The 16,456-nt window shown below is 60.7% G+C and carries 15 protein-coding genes; 10 read left to right on the forward strand and 5 right to left on the reverse strand.

Translation table 11 applies throughout. The features are described from left to right. The first annotated feature begins 250 nt into the window (after positions 1-250). Positions 251-730: a hypothetical protein gene (locus MUN81_RS18825; protein WP_245113299.1), complete on the forward strand. Its 480-nt coding sequence runs from the start codon at positions 251-253 to the stop codon at positions 728-730. Positions 731-846: 116 nt separating this feature from the next. Here the strand turns inward: MUN81_RS18825 and MUN81_RS18830 are convergent, their stop codons facing one another. After that, entirely contained in the window at positions 847-1,839 is a 993-nt protein-coding gene (locus MUN81_RS18830) for a helix-turn-helix domain-containing protein (RefSeq protein ID WP_245113301.1), read from the reverse strand. A gap of 143 nt (positions 1,840-1,982) precedes the next feature. Between MUN81_RS18830 and MUN81_RS18835 the strand changes: the two genes are divergently transcribed. The 4 genes from MUN81_RS18835 (at position 1,983) to MUN81_RS18850 (ending at position 3,843) form a co-directional block, all read left to right on the forward strand. Beyond that, on the forward strand, positions 1,983-2,414 hold the full coding sequence (locus MUN81_RS18835; RefSeq protein WP_245113303.1) for a DoxX family protein: 432 nt from the start codon (positions 1,983-1,985) through the stop codon (positions 2,412-2,414). Between the two features lie 61 nt (positions 2,415-2,475). Next, positions 2,476-2,916: a VOC family protein gene (locus MUN81_RS18840; protein WP_245113305.1), complete on the forward strand. Its 441-nt coding sequence runs from the start codon at positions 2,476-2,478 to the stop codon at positions 2,914-2,916. Between the two features lie 6 nt (positions 2,917-2,922). Continuing rightward, positions 2,923-3,459 (forward strand): dihydrofolate reductase family protein, encoded by a 537-nt coding sequence (locus tag MUN81_RS18845; RefSeq protein WP_245113307.1) that lies wholly within the window; start codon positions 2,923-2,925, stop codon positions 3,457-3,459. Positions 3,460-3,465: 6 nt separating this feature from the next. Beyond that, a complete protein-coding gene (locus tag MUN81_RS18850; RefSeq protein WP_245113309.1) occupies positions 3,466-3,843 on the forward strand; it encodes a VOC family protein in 378 nt (125 codons plus the stop codon). Positions 3,844-3,973: 130 nt separating this feature from the next. Here the strand turns inward: MUN81_RS18850 and MUN81_RS18855 are convergent, their stop codons facing one another. Next, entirely contained in the window at positions 3,974-4,564 is a 591-nt protein-coding gene (locus MUN81_RS18855; protein ID WP_245113310.1) for a S24 family peptidase, read from the reverse strand. Between the two features lie 349 nt (positions 4,565-4,913). On the opposite strand from MUN81_RS18855, the gene MUN81_RS18860 reads away from it, so the two are divergent. The 5 genes from MUN81_RS18860 to MUN81_RS18880 all read left to right on the forward strand — a co-directional run bounded on the left by MUN81_RS18860 (position 4,914) and on the right by MUN81_RS18880 (position 14,012). After that, on the forward strand, positions 4,914-5,321 hold the full coding sequence (locus tag MUN81_RS18860; protein WP_245113312.1) for a YbjN domain-containing protein: 408 nt from the start codon (positions 4,914-4,916) through the stop codon (positions 5,319-5,321). A gap of 12 nt (positions 5,322-5,333) precedes the next feature. After that, positions 5,334-6,041: a PspA/IM30 family protein gene (locus MUN81_RS18865; RefSeq protein ID WP_245113314.1), complete on the forward strand. Its 708-nt coding sequence runs from the start codon at positions 5,334-5,336 to the stop codon at positions 6,039-6,041. Positions 6,042-6,110: 69 nt separating this feature from the next. Then, the gene (locus tag MUN81_RS18870; RefSeq protein WP_245113316.1) at positions 6,111-6,755 is read left to right on the forward strand and encodes a hypothetical protein; all 645 of its coding nucleotides are present in this window, start codon (positions 6,111-6,113) and stop codon (positions 6,753-6,755) included. A 62-nt stretch (positions 6,756-6,817) separates the two neighbouring features. Continuing rightward, the gene (locus MUN81_RS18875; protein WP_245113317.1) at positions 6,818-8,986 is read left to right on the forward strand and encodes a flotillin family protein; all 2,169 of its coding nucleotides are present in this window, start codon (positions 6,818-6,820) and stop codon (positions 8,984-8,986) included. A 121-nt stretch (positions 8,987-9,107) separates the two neighbouring features. Next, positions 9,108-14,012 carry a DNA repair ATPase gene (locus MUN81_RS18880; protein ID WP_245113319.1) on the forward strand — a complete coding sequence of 1,635 codons (4,905 nt, stop codon included), beginning with the start codon at positions 9,108-9,110 and terminating at the stop codon, positions 14,010-14,012. A gap of 164 nt (positions 14,013-14,176) precedes the next feature. On the opposite strand, the gene MUN81_RS18885 is transcribed toward MUN81_RS18880, so the two are convergent. From MUN81_RS18885 to MUN81_RS18895, 3 genes are all read right to left on the reverse strand, one after another. Further along, entirely contained in the window at positions 14,177-15,277 is a 1,101-nt protein-coding gene (locus MUN81_RS18885; protein WP_245113321.1) for a porin, read from the reverse strand. A 175-nt stretch (positions 15,278-15,452) separates the two neighbouring features. Continuing rightward, a complete protein-coding gene (locus MUN81_RS18890) occupies positions 15,453-15,827 on the reverse strand; it encodes a hypothetical protein (protein ID WP_245113322.1) in 375 nt (124 codons plus the stop codon). Positions 15,828-15,849: 22 nt separating this feature from the next. Beyond that, positions 15,850-16,455 (reverse strand): hypothetical protein, encoded by a 606-nt coding sequence (locus MUN81_RS18895; RefSeq protein ID WP_245113324.1) that lies wholly within the window; start codon positions 16,453-16,455, stop codon positions 15,850-15,852. Position 16,456 lies beyond the last annotated feature (1 nt).

Below are 16,456 nucleotides of genomic sequence, written 5' to 3' on the forward strand. Positions count from 1 at the left end.
CCATGAAAAAGCAAGCCCACCAAGTTTGACAAAAATTTCTTCTAAAATTTTGTCGCTGAAAATCAGCAATTAACGGGAACCAAAAAGCAAAAGCAATACAATTACGGCAACAGTACCTTGCTTTACAAAGTACCTACTATACATTTGTACTGTTCGACGCCCAGTACTGTAGCCGACACCTACTCTTCTCCTCCCCCGCCCCGCCTTTTTTCTGCAAAAAATTCACCCTCACCTTTTTTCTGTAAGTACCATGAAACGTTTCCTCTCCCTCCGTCCCGCCCAGCAACTGGCTGGCGCCACCACTTCCACCCGCGCTCAGCGCCTGGCCTCGGCTCCGTTCCTGCGGGCTCTGCTCCTCGGCGGCCTGGCCGTATTGGGCACCGCCGGCACGGCCCTGGCCCAGGACGCCCCCGCCGTGAAAGCCAAGCAAGCCGACGCGCAGTGCCTGTCCTTCACCGTGGAAAACCCCAAGCTGGAAAAAGTGCGCATGGACGTGCTGTGCCTCTCGCACAACACCTTCCTGATGAGCGAAGTAAACCGCCAGGCCTCCTATGGCAGCAAGCTCAACTTTGCCGGCGTGCCGGCCGGTAAATACGCCGTGCTGCTGCGCGTGGGCCGCGAGCGGTACCGCTACAACGTGCAGGTGCAGAAAGGCGAGCAAACCACCATCTCGGTGCCTGAGCTCATGCCTGCCCAAGCCCCGGCCGCCATTGCCTCGGTAACCCGCTAACCGCCCCAGCCAGCGCGGTGGGCCCGCCAACAAGGCCCACCGCTCCATGTTTCGGCCCCCGATGGACGCCCGTGCCCCGCACGGCGCCACCGGGGGCCGAGCCGTTTTCGGGCCCCCTAAGCCGCCGCGGCCAGCGGGCGCTTGCGACTGTACCGGTCGCGGTAGGCCAGCGGCGACACGCCCGTGAGGCGCTTGAACAGCGTGCGGAAGGCCTTAACATCGGTGTAGCCCACCGAGTACATCACCTCGCTCACGTTCTCCTGCGACGATTCGAGGCTCATTTTGGCGGCTTCAATCTTCACGCGCTGCACGTATTCGGCCACGGCGTTGCCGGTGGCCTTGCGGAAGCGCCGCTCAAAGTTGCGGCGGCTCAGGCAGCACAGCGCGGCCAGGTCGTCGATGGTGATTTTGCCGGCCAGGTTCTTTTCTATGAACTCCTGGGCCTTTTTGATGGGCTCGTCGTCGTGCCCCTTCTGGCCCTGGAAAATGACGAACGGCGACTGACTCTGGCGCCCGATGTCAATCTGAAACACCTTGGCGCAGCACACGGCCACGTCGCGGCTCACGTGCTTTTCGATGAGGTAGAGCACCAGGTTGAGGTAGGAATAGGCCCCGCCGCTGCTGTACAGGCCCTGTTCGTCGGTGATGACCTGCTCGGGCACGAGGTGCACCCGCGGGTACATGGCCGCAAACTGCGGGGCGCCGAGCCAGTGCGTCGCGCACTTTTTGCCGTCCATCAGGCCCGTAGCGGCCAGAATGAACGCGCCCAGGCACAAGCTGGCCACTTCGGCCCCGGCGCGGTGCTGGCGCACTATCCAGGGCAGAAACTCCTGGTTGAGCGCCACGGCCTCGGCCAGGTCGCCGTGCGGGGCGGGAATGAGGATGAGGTCGGTGCGGAAGTCTTCGTCGAGCAGGCGGTCGGCGCGCAGCGTGAACAGGCCGCGGTTGAAGGCCTTGTGCCGGGTGAGGCCCACCAGCTCCACCGCGAAAGCGGGCGGCTGGCCCATGCTGGTCAGCAGGTCGTTTACCTGGCACAGCACCTTGTGCGGACCTTCGATGCTGCCCACCACGGCCTCGCCGGCGGGCACCAGTATGGATACGTGCTTCATGGCCCAAATGTAGGCACAAGCCTGGCGCAATCGGCCCCCTATTTAGGCGCAATTACCCCTATTGTCAGCCCGATTTTGCTAATACCTTTGCCAAACCAGTTAGTAATACTAAAACAACTCTCTTCTCCCCAAAACCTCTCGTTATGAAACCCCGCACCACTGCCCGCCTCTACTGGGGCCTCACCGTTCTTTTCTGCCTGATGATGCTGGCCGACGGCGTCGCCGGCTTGCTGCACGAGCAACACGGCGTGGCCGCCATGAAGCAGCTCGGCTACCCCGTGTATATCATGGACATCACCGGCGCGGCCAAAATCCTGGGTGCGCTGGCCTTGCTCCAAAACAAGTACCGCGCACTGAAGGAATGGGCCTACGCCGGCTTTGCCATCGACTTTATGGGCGCAGGCGCTTCGGTGCTGTTTGCGGGCATGGGCATGGCGGCTACCGTTCCCGCCGCAGTGATGCTGGCCGTGCTACTTGGCATGTATTTCCTGTGGAAGCAGTACTTGGCCAGCCGGCCCCGGCAGGAAGCAGCCATTGAGCCAACCGGGACGGCCGGCATTGCCTACGCCATTTAGCCCTTGCTGGGCTTTCCATCTGCTCATCTTTTCACATCAATTCATCAACCGCCTCAATTTCATGCCCTCTCTCAATCCTCATCTTGCATTTCCCAACGGCACGTGCCGCGAAGCCCTCACCTTCTATCAGAGCTGCCTGGGCGGCGAGCTTAACCTGATGCGCGTCGGCGATACGGCCATGGCCGGGCACCTGCCCGCCGAAGCCCAGGACCAGATTATGCACGGCACCCTCACGGCCGGCCCGCTCGTGCTCATGGCCTGCGACGCCCTGGACACCCGCCGCCCGTTTGCGCCCGGCAACAACATCGCCATGTGCCTGAATTGCGACAGCGACGAGGAAATTAACGCGCTTTTTGCCAAGTTGGGTGAGGGCGGCACCGTCATCGACCCGCTGGCGTACATGTTCTGGGGCGGTAAGTTTGGGACGCTCATCGACCGGTTCGGCACGGAATGGCTGTTCCATTTTTGGAACTGTGCCGGCGAGTCGCAACCCAACGCCTAATTCATTATGTGCAAAGTTGTTGCCGCCGAATACCTGACCTTGGACGGGGTGATGGAAAACCCCGCTTGGACTCAACCTTATTTCAACGACGAGCTGGGCGAGTTTCAGGGCGAGCTCATGCAGGCTGCCGATGCCCTGCTGCTGGGCCGCGTGACCTACGAGGCCTTTGCGGGCGCCTGGCCCAACATGCCCGACGCCCCCGGCGCCGACATCATGAACCGCCTGCCCAAGCACGTGGCCTCGCGCACACTCCAAACCGCTGAGTGGAACGCCGAAATCATTCAGGGCGACGTGGCCGCCGCCGTAGCCAAACTCAAAGAGGAGCCCGGCCAGAACCTGCTCATCTATGGCAGCGGCCAGCTGGTGGAATACCTACGCCAGCACCAGCTTATCGACACCTACCGCCTGATGGTGTTCCCGCTGGTGCTGGGCACCGGCAAGCGCCTGTTCACCGCCGAAATCGGCTCGGATTTCAAGCTGAAATCGTCGCACACTACCAGCACCGGCGTGCTCGTCCTCACCTACGAACGGGCCAACGCCTGATACCTCATGGACCTAAAACTCGAACTCATTCCGGTGCCCGTCACCGACATCGACCGCGCCAAGCACTTCTACGCCGAGCAGGTCGGTTTCCGGCTCGACCACGACGTGCGGCCCAACGCCACGGTGCGCGTGGTGCAGCTCACGCCGCCCGGCTCGGGCTGCTCCATTGTGCTGAGCGAGGGCCTAGCAGGTATTGCCATGGCGCCCGGCTCGCTGCGCGGCCTGCACCTGGTGGTCGATAACATTGAAGAAGCCCGCGCCACGCTGGCCGGGCGCGGCGTGAGCATGGGCGAAATCCAGAATATGGGCGGCATCAAATACGCTGGCTTCCGCGACCCTGACGGCAATACCTGGACGCTGCAGGAGATTATCAAGCAGCGGTAGTTAGGTCCGTCCCGGTACTTGTCCTTCGGGGCAAGAAACTTCGCATACTGGGTAAAGCACACCAAACAGAAAGCCGGGGTGAAGCATCGTCTTGTTTCACCCCGGCTTTCTGTTTTGACGAATGATTGATTCAGCTATTGTCACCAATCCGCGCGGCCAATTCTTCCACTTTGCGCTCCAGCTCGGCCACCCGCTCATCCAGCAAAGCCGGGGCGCGCAGATGCGTGGTGAACACACCCTTCACTTCCCAGATTTCCAGCGCCTGGTTCAATTCCAGCTCTTGGCTGCCGTAATCGGGGTTGTCGGCCCGTAGCTTAAGCGTCTGGGTTTCCTCGAAGCGCTCAGCCAGGCGGCGAATGAGGATTTTGCTCTGTGTGACGAATACGTAAACGCTGCCGGATTTCAGCCGCGGCTTGGCTTTGTCGATGCGGCTGCACAGCACAATGTCTTGGTGGCGGAGGCCCTGGCGATGCAGCAGCATATCGGCCCCGGATACTTCGAAGGCCCGGGTGGGGCCCGTGAGTTGGTGGGGCATCTGCACCCAGGGCAACGCGTCGATGAAAGCGGGGTCGTGGTGCCGCACGATGTATTCGAGGGTCCGGTTGCGGTACACCAGCGGGGTCACGTTTTGCTCGCGGTCGGCCTGCGCTATTGGCTCCGGCGCAGGCGCGGGCTGCTGCAGCTGCTCCTTGAAAATATCGAAGTGGTAGAGCTCATTCACGGTAAGCTCTTTTGTAAGTAGCAGGTCTACCGATAAGCCAAAATGCTGAGCAATCTGAATCAGTGTCTCCATTTTCGGCTCCGACCGGCCTTCCTCGTAAGCGCCCACACTGGGCCGCGCCAACCCGAATAATTCAGCAAAAGCGGCTTGGCTTAGCTTTTTAACGGTTCGAAGCTTGCGAATATTCTTACCAACGAAGGACATGTTACGACAATATTATTTCGCTCAAAACATGAGCACCTGTAAAACTTTGCTTATTATTGCGTCGTAAATCTACCACAACCAAACCGAAGCCTTGGCTACAGTCGCTACTTTTTTGAGCAGCGCTTCGCCTTTCCACTTTCACTGCATGACTCACCCCTACTTCGCCACCATCAAAGGCTACCTGCTGGAACTGGGCTTCGACATCTGCCACGCCGATGAACAGGAGAACGTATTTGTCGTCGATAAACCGGAGCTGGCCATCAGGAACCTCGTCATCGGCTGCGGCGACCCGCTGCTGATACTGGAGCAATACCTGCTCGACCTGCCGGCCCCCTCGCTGGACGTGTACCGGCGCCTGCTGCAGAAGAACCGCGACATCATCCACGGCGCTTTCGCCCTCGACGAAACCGGCCGCAAGCTCATCTTCCGCGATACCCTGCAGATTGACACCCTCGATTTGCCCGAACTAGAAGCCTGTGTGAACTCCCTGGGATTGCTGCTGAGCGAGTTTTCGGAGGAGTTGATTCAGTTTTCCAAACCCATCACCGCCTAAGCCTTCCTTGCCATGAACATCCTGAACCGCCTCTTCAAAATCGGCCAGTCGGAAGCCCACGCCGCCGTCAATCAACTGGAAGACCCCATCAAAATGACCGAGCAAGGCCTGCGCGACCTGCGCCAGGACCTCGACAACAGCCTGCACGGCCTGGCCGAAGTGAAGGCCATGGCCATCCGGGCCCGCAACGAAAGCGAAAGCTTCCGCGCCAAAGGGGCCGACTATGAAAACAAGGCGGTGCTTTTGCTCCAGCGCGCCCACAAGGGCGAACTGGAGGCCGCCGAAGCCGACCGCCTGGCCGGCGAGGCCCTCCTCAAAAAGGCCGAAAATGAGGCGCAGGCCGCCCGCGCCGCCACCAACCAAACCCAGTTTGAGCACTCTGCCGCTCAGCTGGACCAGAACGTGGCCACGCTCAGGTCCACCATCAGCCAGTGGGAAAACGAGCTGAAAACCCTCAAGGCCCGCGTGACGGTGAGCACCGCCACCATCACCATCAACAAGCAGATGGCGCAGCTCGACTCTTCGGGCACCGTGGCCCTGCTGGAGCGGATGAAGGAAAAGGTAGCCGTGCAGGAAGCCCTGGCCGAATCCTACGGCGAAATTGCCCAGGCGGGCAAGAGCCTCGACGCCGAAATTGACAAAGCCCTGGGCACGGCCGGGGCCACCAAAGCCAGCGCCGACCTCCAGGCCCTGAAAGCAAAGCTTGGCTACCACGACTAGACCAAACGGGCCGGGCCGGCGTTGGAATCAGCTGAATACTCCTACCTTTAAGCTGCCCTGTATATGCCCATGACCGAACTTTTACAAGCCGCCATCGCTCCGCCTAATCTGGTCGCAACGGGGCTGCTGGTTTTCGTGCTGCTGTACTGGCTCACGGTGATAGTGGGCCTGCTCGACCTGAAAACCGTGGACCTCGACCTGGACGACCACGGCCACTTCCACCACCCCGGCGATTTTCACCACGAAGCGGCCCATGGCAGCTGGCTCAATGGCGCCCTGGCCTTTTTCAACCTGGGTCGCATCCCGCTGATGGTGTTCCTGAGCTTCGTGTTTTTGCCGTTGTGGGTGGGCAGCATTCTGGCCAACTACTACACCAAAAACACCTCCTGGCTGCTCGGAATGGCCTTTTTGCTGCCCTTGTTCGTCGGCAGCCTGTTTGTGGCCAAGTTCCTGACGCTGCCTTTCGTAAAGCTGTTCACGGCCTTGGAAAAAGACCACGACTCCGGCGCAGTCGTCATCGGCAAAGTGTGCACCGTGTTGCTCCCGGCCACGCTCACCCAGCTTGGGCAAGCCGCAGTGCGCATTGATGGGGCCCCGCTCATGCTAAACGTGCGCAGCACCAGCACGCCGCTGACGAAGGGCGACACCGGCCTCATCATCGACTTCGACGCCACGCGGCGCTGCTACCTGGTCGAGCCTTACCACGTGCAATAGCGTGCCCTCGCCCCAACAACAATTTCAACCATCACCTACCCTATTCCAACACTCCTACTCCCATGCTAGCCTCCCTTTCCTGGGCCGTTCTGATTATCGTCGGCCTGTTTCTCCTTGGCTTTTTGGCGGTCATCGCCAAGATGTACAAGAAAGCCGTGCAGGGCGAGGCCCTGCTGCGCACCGGCATGGGCGACGCCAAGGTGTCCTTCTCGGGCATCATCGTGGTGCCCATCCTCCACAAGCTGGAGGTAATGGATATTAAGCTGAAAACCATTGTCATCTCCCGCGCGGGCTCCGAAGGACTGGTCTGCAAAGACAACCTGCGGGCCGATGTGAAGGTGAACTTCTTCATCCGCGTCAATAAAACGCACGAAGACGTGGTGAACGTGGCCCAGAGCATCGGCGCGCACCGCGCTTCCGACCCGCTGGCGCTGGAAAGCCTGTTCGACGCCAAGTTTTCGGAAGCCCTGAAAACGGTGGGCAAGCACTTCGACTTCATCGAGCTGTATAACTCCCGCGAGCAGTTCAAGCAGGAGATTCTGCGCATCATCGGCACCGATTTGAACGGCTACGTGCTCGATGACTGCGCCATTGATTACCTGGAGCAAACGCCGCTGCAGGCCCTGAACCAGGATAACATTCTGGACGCGGAAGGCATCAAGAAAATCATTGCCCTGACCTCGGAGCAGAAGATTCAGGCCAACCAGATTCAGCGCGACCAGCAGAAAACCATCAAGAAGCAGGACGTGGAGGCGCAGGAAACCATTCTGCAGCTCGAAAAGCAGCTGGCCGAAAACCAGGAAAAGCAGTACCGCGAAATTGCCAACATCAAGGCCCGCGAAGCCGCCGAAACCGAAAAGGTGCGCCAGGAAGAGCGCATGAAGGGCGAGAAAGCCCGCATCATGGCCGACGAGGAAATCAAAATTTCCGAGCAGAACCGCGACCGGCAAATCCTGGTGGCCGAGCGCAACAAGCAGCGCACCGACGCCGTGGAAACCGAGCGCGTGGAGCAGGCCCGCTCCCTCGAAATCAACGAGCGGGAGCGCATCGTGGCCCTGGCCCAGATTGAAAAGGAAAAAGCCCTGGAAGAAGAGCGCAAGAACATCCAAGGCATCATCCGGGAGCGCATTACGGTGGAAAAAGCCACGGTGATTGAGGAAGAACGCATCAAGGACACCCGTGCCCAGGCCCAGGCCGACCGCGAAAAGCTGGTGGCCGTGACCAAAGCCCGCCAAGAAACCGAGCAGTCGACCATTGCCCTGGTGGGCACGGCCGAGATGGAAAAACAAGCCGCCGAATTCCGCGCCAAGCAAGCCCTCATCGACGCCGAGGCAGAGAAAGCCGCGGCCGAGCACCGCTCGCAGGCCGTGCGCATCATGGCCGAAGCCGAAGCCAGCAAAGCCAGCGCCGTGGGCCTGGCCGAAGCCCAGGTGATGCAGGCCAAAGCCACCGCCCGCCAGAAAGAGGGCGAGTCGGAAGCCAACGTGCTGCAGCTCACCGCCACGGCCGAAGCCCAGTCCATTCAGGTGCGCGCCACGGCGCAGGCCGAAGCCGACGAGAAGCTCGGCGTGGTGGCCGCCAAGGTGAACCTGGAAAAAGGCCTGGCCGAAGCCAGCGTCATCGAAGCCAAGGCCGACGCCGACCAGAAGCGCGGCCTGGCCGAAGTGACGGTGAACGAGCAGCGCTTTGCGGTGGAGGCCAAGGGCATCGAAGCCAAGGCCGACGCCATGAAAAAGCTGGACGGCGTGGGCAAAGACCACGAAGAATTCAAGCTGCGCCTCGACAAAGACAAGGCCGTGGAACTGGCCCAAATCAACATTCAGAAAGACATTGCCGGCGCCCAGGCCGGCGTGATTTCCGAAGCCCTGAAGTCGGCCAAAATCGACATTGTGGGCGGCGAAACCATGTTCTTCGACCAGATTATCGGCTCCATCACCAAGGGCAAAATGGTGGACCGCGCCGTGCACAACTCCGAAGTGCTGGGCACGGTGAAAGACGCCTTCTTCGGCCACGATGGCGGTGGGGACTTCAAAACCAACCTGCGCCGCTTCGTGGACCAGTTTGGCCTGAGCTCCGACGACGTGAAGAACCTGAGCGTCTCGGCCCTGCTGCTGCAAATGATGAACAAGGCCGGCGACGACGCCACGCGCAGCACCATCACGCAGCTCAGCAGCACGGCCAAAGCGCTGGGCATAGGCGATAAGCCCGTGAAGACGCTGAATTTGGTTTAAGCTCCCAATCCGCGCAAAAAGAACGTCATGCTTCAGCTTCGCTCAGCATGACGTTCTTTTTGGCTCAGGCCCAAGCCGTTCTTCTATTACCACTTCCTGAAACATCCCCTGGCATCCTGCTATGGAACCAACTACCGCGCCCGCGCCGGACGTCAAGCTAGAAGGCGGCACCTACGAAATCCTGCGCAACCGCCTGCAAAAAAGCGGCGCCGACTTGAAGGCGCGCCTTGACAAGCTGAACACCGAGCGCAAAACCGTTTTCGGCGCCATCGACACCAAACTGATTGGGACGGGCCGCATCAGCACGGAGAATAATTGCGTGCCGTGGGACATGGTGCCGGTGGGCCGCCGTTTCCTCTTCGGATTTAACGTCGTTATCGGGCTGAAAACGGAGGTGGAATTATCCGATGTTTTCGGGGCCTATTCCTACGCCAATCATGAGTTTCACCCGCTGCCGCTGGACCTGATTTCTAATGCGCAATTCGCGGAGGAATTTCGGAATTTATACCGCTACTATAAGAACACGCAGTTCGTCAAATTTGCGGTGCTCGGCAGCCATTTGTTTATGGTGTTTCGGGTGGGCAAAAGCGCAAACGACATCAAGACGTTTAAGTGGCTGCTGCAGGGCGACACGCTCACGTACATTGACAACCGCAGCGACCACGAATACGTGTTTCCGCCGCAGCACGAATTTGCCTGGAAACGCACCACGCGCGACATGCAGCGCTCAGGCAAACACCCACACATCAGCGTCGAGGACAAGGTTTTTGTGGAAACCATCCACGGCGACCTCACCATCAAGGTAGAAAACAACACGGCCACCGGGCGCGGTATTTACGCCGAACCGGTGCTCGACAAAGACCAGACACTGGATGATTCGGAGATTTATTACGCGGTAGTTGGCAATATTATTCTGCTGAAAATCCGGCCGTATCAGGAGCAGGATTACCGATATTTCATTTATAATTCCAAGCTGCAAACTGCCCAGCGACTGGATGCACTGGCGGAAGCCTGCGTGCTGCTGCCGGACAACCAGGGCCTGATTTTTCCGCACGGCTTTTACTTGCAAACCGGCGAGGGGAAACTGTTTGAAAAGGGACTGCGCGACATGCTTTTCGAGAAGCGAATTATATCGCCCAATGGAGAAGATTTTCTGTATGTTTTTTACAATAAGGACGACGGCGCGTACCTGCTGCTTTCGTACAACATCATCGCGCAGCGGGTCGATAACCCCATCAGCTGCCACGGCTACGCGCTGTTTGAAAATGGTGAGCTGTGTTACTTCCGCAAAGACGATGAGCCCAAGAAGCACCACGCGGTGCAAATCTGGCAGACGCCCTACGTAGCGCCCGATTTTGAGCTGCCCGTCACTTCCGATTCTTACCTTTACAAGCTGGGCAACAAGGAAATTGTGCGGGCCATGGCCGAGGCCCAGGAGGTGCTGACGCTGCTGGGCAAAGACGACAGCTACGCCGGCCTCTACCTGGATTTGATTCGCCTCACCGGCACGCTGACAGACACCTACCACTGGCTGCGCGAGCCGGCCGCCCAGGCGCTGGCCGAGCCGCTGCGCGACATTCAGCAGGCGGCCAACGCGGCGGTGGAGGAGTTCGACAAGGTGCTGAGCATCCGCAAGAGCACAGGGGCCGAAACCCAGCGCGTGCTGGCCAAAGCCGACGAGCTAACCGGCCGCATTAAGCGCACCACGGCCACGGACGTGAATGAGTACGTGCAGCTGCTGGCCGAATTGCGCACGGTGCGCGGCGAAGTAATTTCCCTCAAGGAGCTGCGCTACGTGGAGCTGCCCACCGTGGAAAAAGCCGCCGCCGAGCTGGAGCAAACCAGCAAAGACGTGGCCAGCCAAACCGTAGACTTCCTGCTGAAAGACGACGCGCTGAAGCCTTACACCGTGCGCGTGCAGGCCATTGCCGAGGCCATCGAAAAGGTGCAGAAAGTGGCCGAGGCCAACGAGCAGGAAAAGCAGGCCAACGCGGTATCCAGTGAGCTGGAATTGCTGATTGAAGTGGTAAGCAACCTGCCGATGGAAGACCCCACGCAGACCACGCGCATCATTGACAACATTTCCACCATTTACGCCAGCTTCAATCAGATTCGGGCGGCCCTGAAACGGCGGCGGCAGGCGCTAGCCGGCACCGAGGCGCAAGCGGAATTCACGGCCCAAATCAAGCTACTCGACCAGGCCCTGGTGAACTACCTGGACCTGTGCGACGCGCCCGCCAAGTGCGACGAATACAGCACCAAGCTCATGGTGCAGCTCGAAGAACTGGAAGGCAAATTTCCCGAGTTCGACCAATTCCTGAGCCAGCTGGCGGGCAAGCGTGAAGAAGTATCGGAGGCGTTTGAGTCGCGCAAGGTGAGCCTGGTGGAAGCCCGCAACCAGCGCGCTTCGGCCCTGCTACAATCGGCGGAGCGTATCCTGAAAGCGGTGCAAAACCGGCTCGGGCGCTTCGAAACCGTAGCCGACATCAACGGCTATTTCGCCTCGGACATGATGGTGGAAAAGGTGCGCCAGACCGTGCAGGACCTGCTCAACCTCGGCGACCCGGTGAAGGCCGACGACATTCAGAGCCGACTCAAAACCGTGAAGGAGGACGCGGTGCGCCAGCTCAAGGACCGCGCCGAGCTGTTTACCGACGGCGGGCAGGCTCTCAAATTCGGCCCCTACGCCTTCACCGTGAACACCCAGCCGCTGGAGCTGACGGTGGTGCTGCGCGACGGCGACCTGCACTACCACCTCACCGGCACCAACTTCTTCCAGAAAATCACCGACCCCGCCGTGCTCGCCGCCCGCGCCGTGTGGGACCAAACGGTGGTGTCGGAAAACGCCGACGTGTACCGCGCCGAGTACCTGGCCTGGCTGGTTCTGCAAGCCGCTCAGCACCCCGCGCCTGCCCAGGACGGCCGGCCCGCCGTGCTCTCGCTGGCTGAGCTGTCGTACCTCACCGTGGCCGAACTTACTACGCACGTGCAGCAATTCATGGCCCCGCGCTACGCCGAGGGTTACCTCAAAGGCGTGCACGACCACGACGCGGCGGCGCTGCTCGAAGCCTTGGTGCGCCTCACCCGCACCGCCGATTTGCTGCGTTACTCCACCGAAGCCCGGGCCGCGGCGGCACTATACTGGCACGGCTTCACGGGGCGCAAGAAGAAGGCCGCCTGGCAGCACCAGCTGCAAGGCATCGGCGTGCTGCTGCAGGTATTTCCAGACTCGCGGGAGTTCGACAATTTGAAAGCCGAATTGCAGCTGGCCATTGAGGAATTTGCGACGGGCACGGGCTTGTTTTCAGCGGCGCAACTGGCAGAAACGGGCGACTATTTGTTCAGCGAATTAACCCGCGGGGAAACCTTCGTGATTGCAGCGGAAGCGGCCGAACTGTATCAGCTGTTCCAGCAGTCGCTGAAGGAACGGAATGCAACCGAGCCGTTTGAGGCATCGGTGGCGCTGCTGGCCGACCAGCCGGCGGCGCAGTTCCAGCTGGTGCGGCAGTGGCTGCAGTCGTTTTTGCAGCAGTTGCCCGCCAGCCACCTGCCCGAATTCCGGGATGAGTGCGCGGTGCTGTTGCTTACTAATTCCTTCGACCCGGCCCGCATCATCCGCACGCCGTTGCGCGAGACGCTAGCCGATTTGCAAGGCTCGCACGCCCGCATTCTTGAGCGGAATTATCAGTTGAATTTCCCGGAATTCCGGCGGCGGCTGCACCATTACACCCGCACGGTGGTGCCGCTGTTTGAGAACTTCGCGACGCTGAAAAAAGAGCTGACGGCGCGCTTTGCCGAGGAGCTGCGGCTGGCAGAATTTCGGCCGCGGGTGCTCTCGTCGTTTGTGCGAAACAAGCTGATTGACGAAGTGTACCTGCCGCTCATCGGCGCCAACCTGGCCAAGCAAATCGGTACCGCCGGGGCCGACAAGCGCACCGACCTCATGGGCCTGCTGCTGCTCGTGTCGCCGCCCGGCTACGGCAAAACCACGCTCATGGAGTACGTGGCCAACCGCCTGGGGCTGATTTTCATGAAAATCAACGGCCCCGCCATCGGCCACGCCGTGACGAGCGTGGACCCCGCCCAAGCGCCCAACTCCGGCGCCCGCGAGGAGCTGCTGAAGCTGAACTTAGCCTTCGAGATGGGCGACAACGTCATGATTTATCTCGACGACATTCAGCACTGCAACCCGGAGTTTTTGCAGAAATTCATCTCGCTCTGCGACGCCCAACGCAAGATTGAGGGCGTGTACCAGGGCCGCGCCCGCACCTACGACTTCCGCGGGCGCAAGGTGGCCGTGGTGATGGCCGGCAACCCCTACACCGAATCGGGCGAGCAGTTCCGCATCCCCGACATGCTGGCCAACCGCGCCGACATCTACAACCTCGGCGACATCATCGGCGACACGGCGGCCACCTTCCTGCTCAGCTACCTCGAAAACGCGCTGGTAGCCAACCCCGTCCTCAGCCGCCTCGCCGCCAAAAGCCAGGCCGACGTGTATCCACTCATCAAACTGGCCGAAACCGGCGACAGCGCCGGCCTCACCTTCGAAGCCAACCACTCGCCCGAGGAAATCAACGAGTACGTGGCCGTGCTGCAAAAGCTGCTCCGCATCCGCGACGTGGTGGCCCGCGTGAACGAAGAGTACATCCGTTCGGCCGCTCAGGCCAATGAGTACCGCACCGAGCCGCCCTTCAAGCTGCAGGGCTCCTACCGCAACATGGCCAAGCTGGCCGAAAAAGTGCGCCCCGTGATGAACGACGAGGAAGTGCGCGCCCTTCTGGCCACCCACTACGACAACGAGGCCCAAACCCTCACCAGCGGCACCGAGGCCAACCTGCTCAAGCTCCGCGAGTTGCTGGGCTGGCTGCAAGATGCCGAAACCACTCGATGGCAAGAAATCAAGGCTACGTTCGTGCGCAACCTGCGCACCAGCAGCGGCGGGCAGCTGCAAAGCGTGCTCACGCAGCTGGAGAATATTTCCAGCGGATTGGGTGGGATTCGGCAAGTGCTGGAGCGGGAGTAGCACCCGAATGACAAACGCCCCGTCAACCCTCGGTGTGCTGCTTTTTTTCGTTGCTTATGTTTTTTATACGGCGCAGGTGTTGGGAGTTCGGCGCAGTTTTGCGAGACTAAAGCTGATTTAAAGGTAGAGTCGCACTGCATTGCTTTTCTGCCTCATCCAATCCACTAAAAAGAGATGGCAATGCTGGTGGTCAGGTTGCCGTAGCTTTGGTTGTCAAGGTTGTCGGGACGCGCAAACAGGCCGTTAATGCCGTTCAAATACCGGCCTTCGACCCGACACACTACGTTGCTGGCGGGCGCGTAATCCAGATTGAGCGAGCCCCCGGCCACGCGGAAATCAGCATCGGTGGCCTCTGGCTTTATGCTTTGGATGAGCACGCCGCGCTCGGCATAGTAGTACTCGCCGCGCAGGGTGCCCGAAAGCTTTTCGGCCAGCCGGTACTTCACGAAGGCCGCGGCGGAATGCCAGGTGTCGTAGCCGGCAGCGGCGCTCTGCTGCTTGCCTACATCAAACACCAGCGCCAGATTGAGTTGCTCGGCTGGGGCGTAGGTCACAAAAAAGTTGTGAAAGTAACGGCGGGCCACGGGCGCCCCCTCGGGCTGCTCGTTGCCATAAAACGTGCTGCTGTTGACCAGCACCTTATCCGACGGTTTCCACTGAATCTGGGTACCGAGGGCCTTGGCCTGGTTGGTTTCGCGGATGTTCTGCCAGCCGTTGAGCACCACGCCGGTCAGGGTCAGCTTCGGGCCGACTTCGTAGGTAAAGCGCACGCCGGATTCAAAATAGGGCGAGTTTTCGGCCATAATGGAGCGCGTTAGGGTCCAGTTGTCCTTCGAAATGGCCGACTCGAACCCAATGTGCGAGCCGAAAATGCCCGCATCCAGCCACGCGTTGGCGAAAGGCCGAAAGCCGGCATAGGCCTCGTACACGTGCCGCAGGACCACGTCTTCGTTGGCGTAGTTGGCGCTCACGTAGGTGCCGGCGTGCAGGCCCAGCGCGCCGCGCACCTTGCCGTCGTCGTACCGCACTCCGAGCAGCGCCTGGTTGATGGCAAATTCGTTCTGGCGGTTGTGTGAGTACAGGAAGAACTGCCGGTTGTTGCCGTTGGCGTACTTGATGTCGTAGCCATAATAGGCATCCACGAAGCCGTAGGTAGTCAGCGGGCCGGGCGCAGACTCGGCTGGGGCCACGGCGGGTGGCACGGCCAGCGCAGGGTCGGTAGCGGGAGTGGTTTGGGCCAGGGCCGCAGTGGTTGCAAAGGCCACAAGAATCGGCAACAAAAGGTTTTTCATGAGTTGCGGCCGCCTTTGGGGCAGCCAATAGGGCAAAAAAAGGCCGCGCTGCTTCGTGCCGCGCGGCCTATTGAATCGGCAAGCTCATGAATTCATTACAACTGAACCAGCAACAGATATGACGCCCCTCGCTACGCTTGCGGGTACGTTAGCCCCGGCGCAGGCCCATGCGCTCTACCGTTTCGCCCTCGAAATCAAACTCTATCAGAATGGCCGGCTCGTCGCCCACCACCCAGCCGTCGTGGCCGGGCGCGATGGCCACGGCCTGCGGCGCCACAAACTCTTCTACGGCCCCGTCGGCGTACTGAATGCTAATCTGGCCACTGGCCAGAAAGCCCACGTGCGCGTGCATGCACAGCGGCGTGCCCACCACGTCCTTCAGGTTATTCGACCAACGGAAACCCACCGGGTACACAATGCGCTTCACGCGGGCATTGCCGGTGGGCACCACGTCAACTTGCACGCCGCCGACTTCGCGGCGCGTGGCGCCCTTCATCGGGCCGAGCAGGGAGGAAGTATTCATGCCCTAACGTACTACTTATTATTCACTTCGGCGCAGGAGCCACCACCATGGTGTTGGCGGGCAGCGGCACTTCACGGGAGGTTTCGAAGTCGCCGGGCGCAGCGGCGGTTTCGTCCACCTTGCGCTGCACCACGCGCAAGCGGTGGCCGTCCACGGTCAGCACGGCCAGGTCTTGGCTGATGCCGGTGGCGGCCGAGTAGCTGCGGAAGCCCATGAGCATGCCGCTGGGAAAATTGGCAGCTTTGGCCTTGGCGGCATCCACTACGTCGGGCTTGCCCACGAATTTGCCCAGGTCGATGTCGATGGGCTGCCGGCCCTGCAGCACAAGATGGGCGCTGGTGCGCGGGTGGGCGGGGTCGTCGGGGTCGGGACTGGGCTTGAAGCGGAAGGAGGCTTTCATGGTTTCGGCTTCGGCCAGCTTGGGTGCGGTAGCGGGCGGGGCGGCCACGGCATCGGCGGGCGGCGCGGCGGCAGCATCGGTGGCCGAGTCGGCCCGGGCAGTGGCGGCGGACGTGGCGGCCGTTTCGGGCGCAGCGGCCACGGGAGCCGACGTGACGGGGGCCGTCTGGTTGCAGCCGGCGGCCAGCAGCGCCAGGGCTGTGCCCAAAAACAAGGTGGTACGGTTCATG

The organism is Hymenobacter sp. 5317J-9 (assembly GCF_022921075.1).
Classification (GTDB): Bacteria; Bacteroidota; Bacteroidia; order Cytophagales; family Hymenobacteraceae; genus Hymenobacter.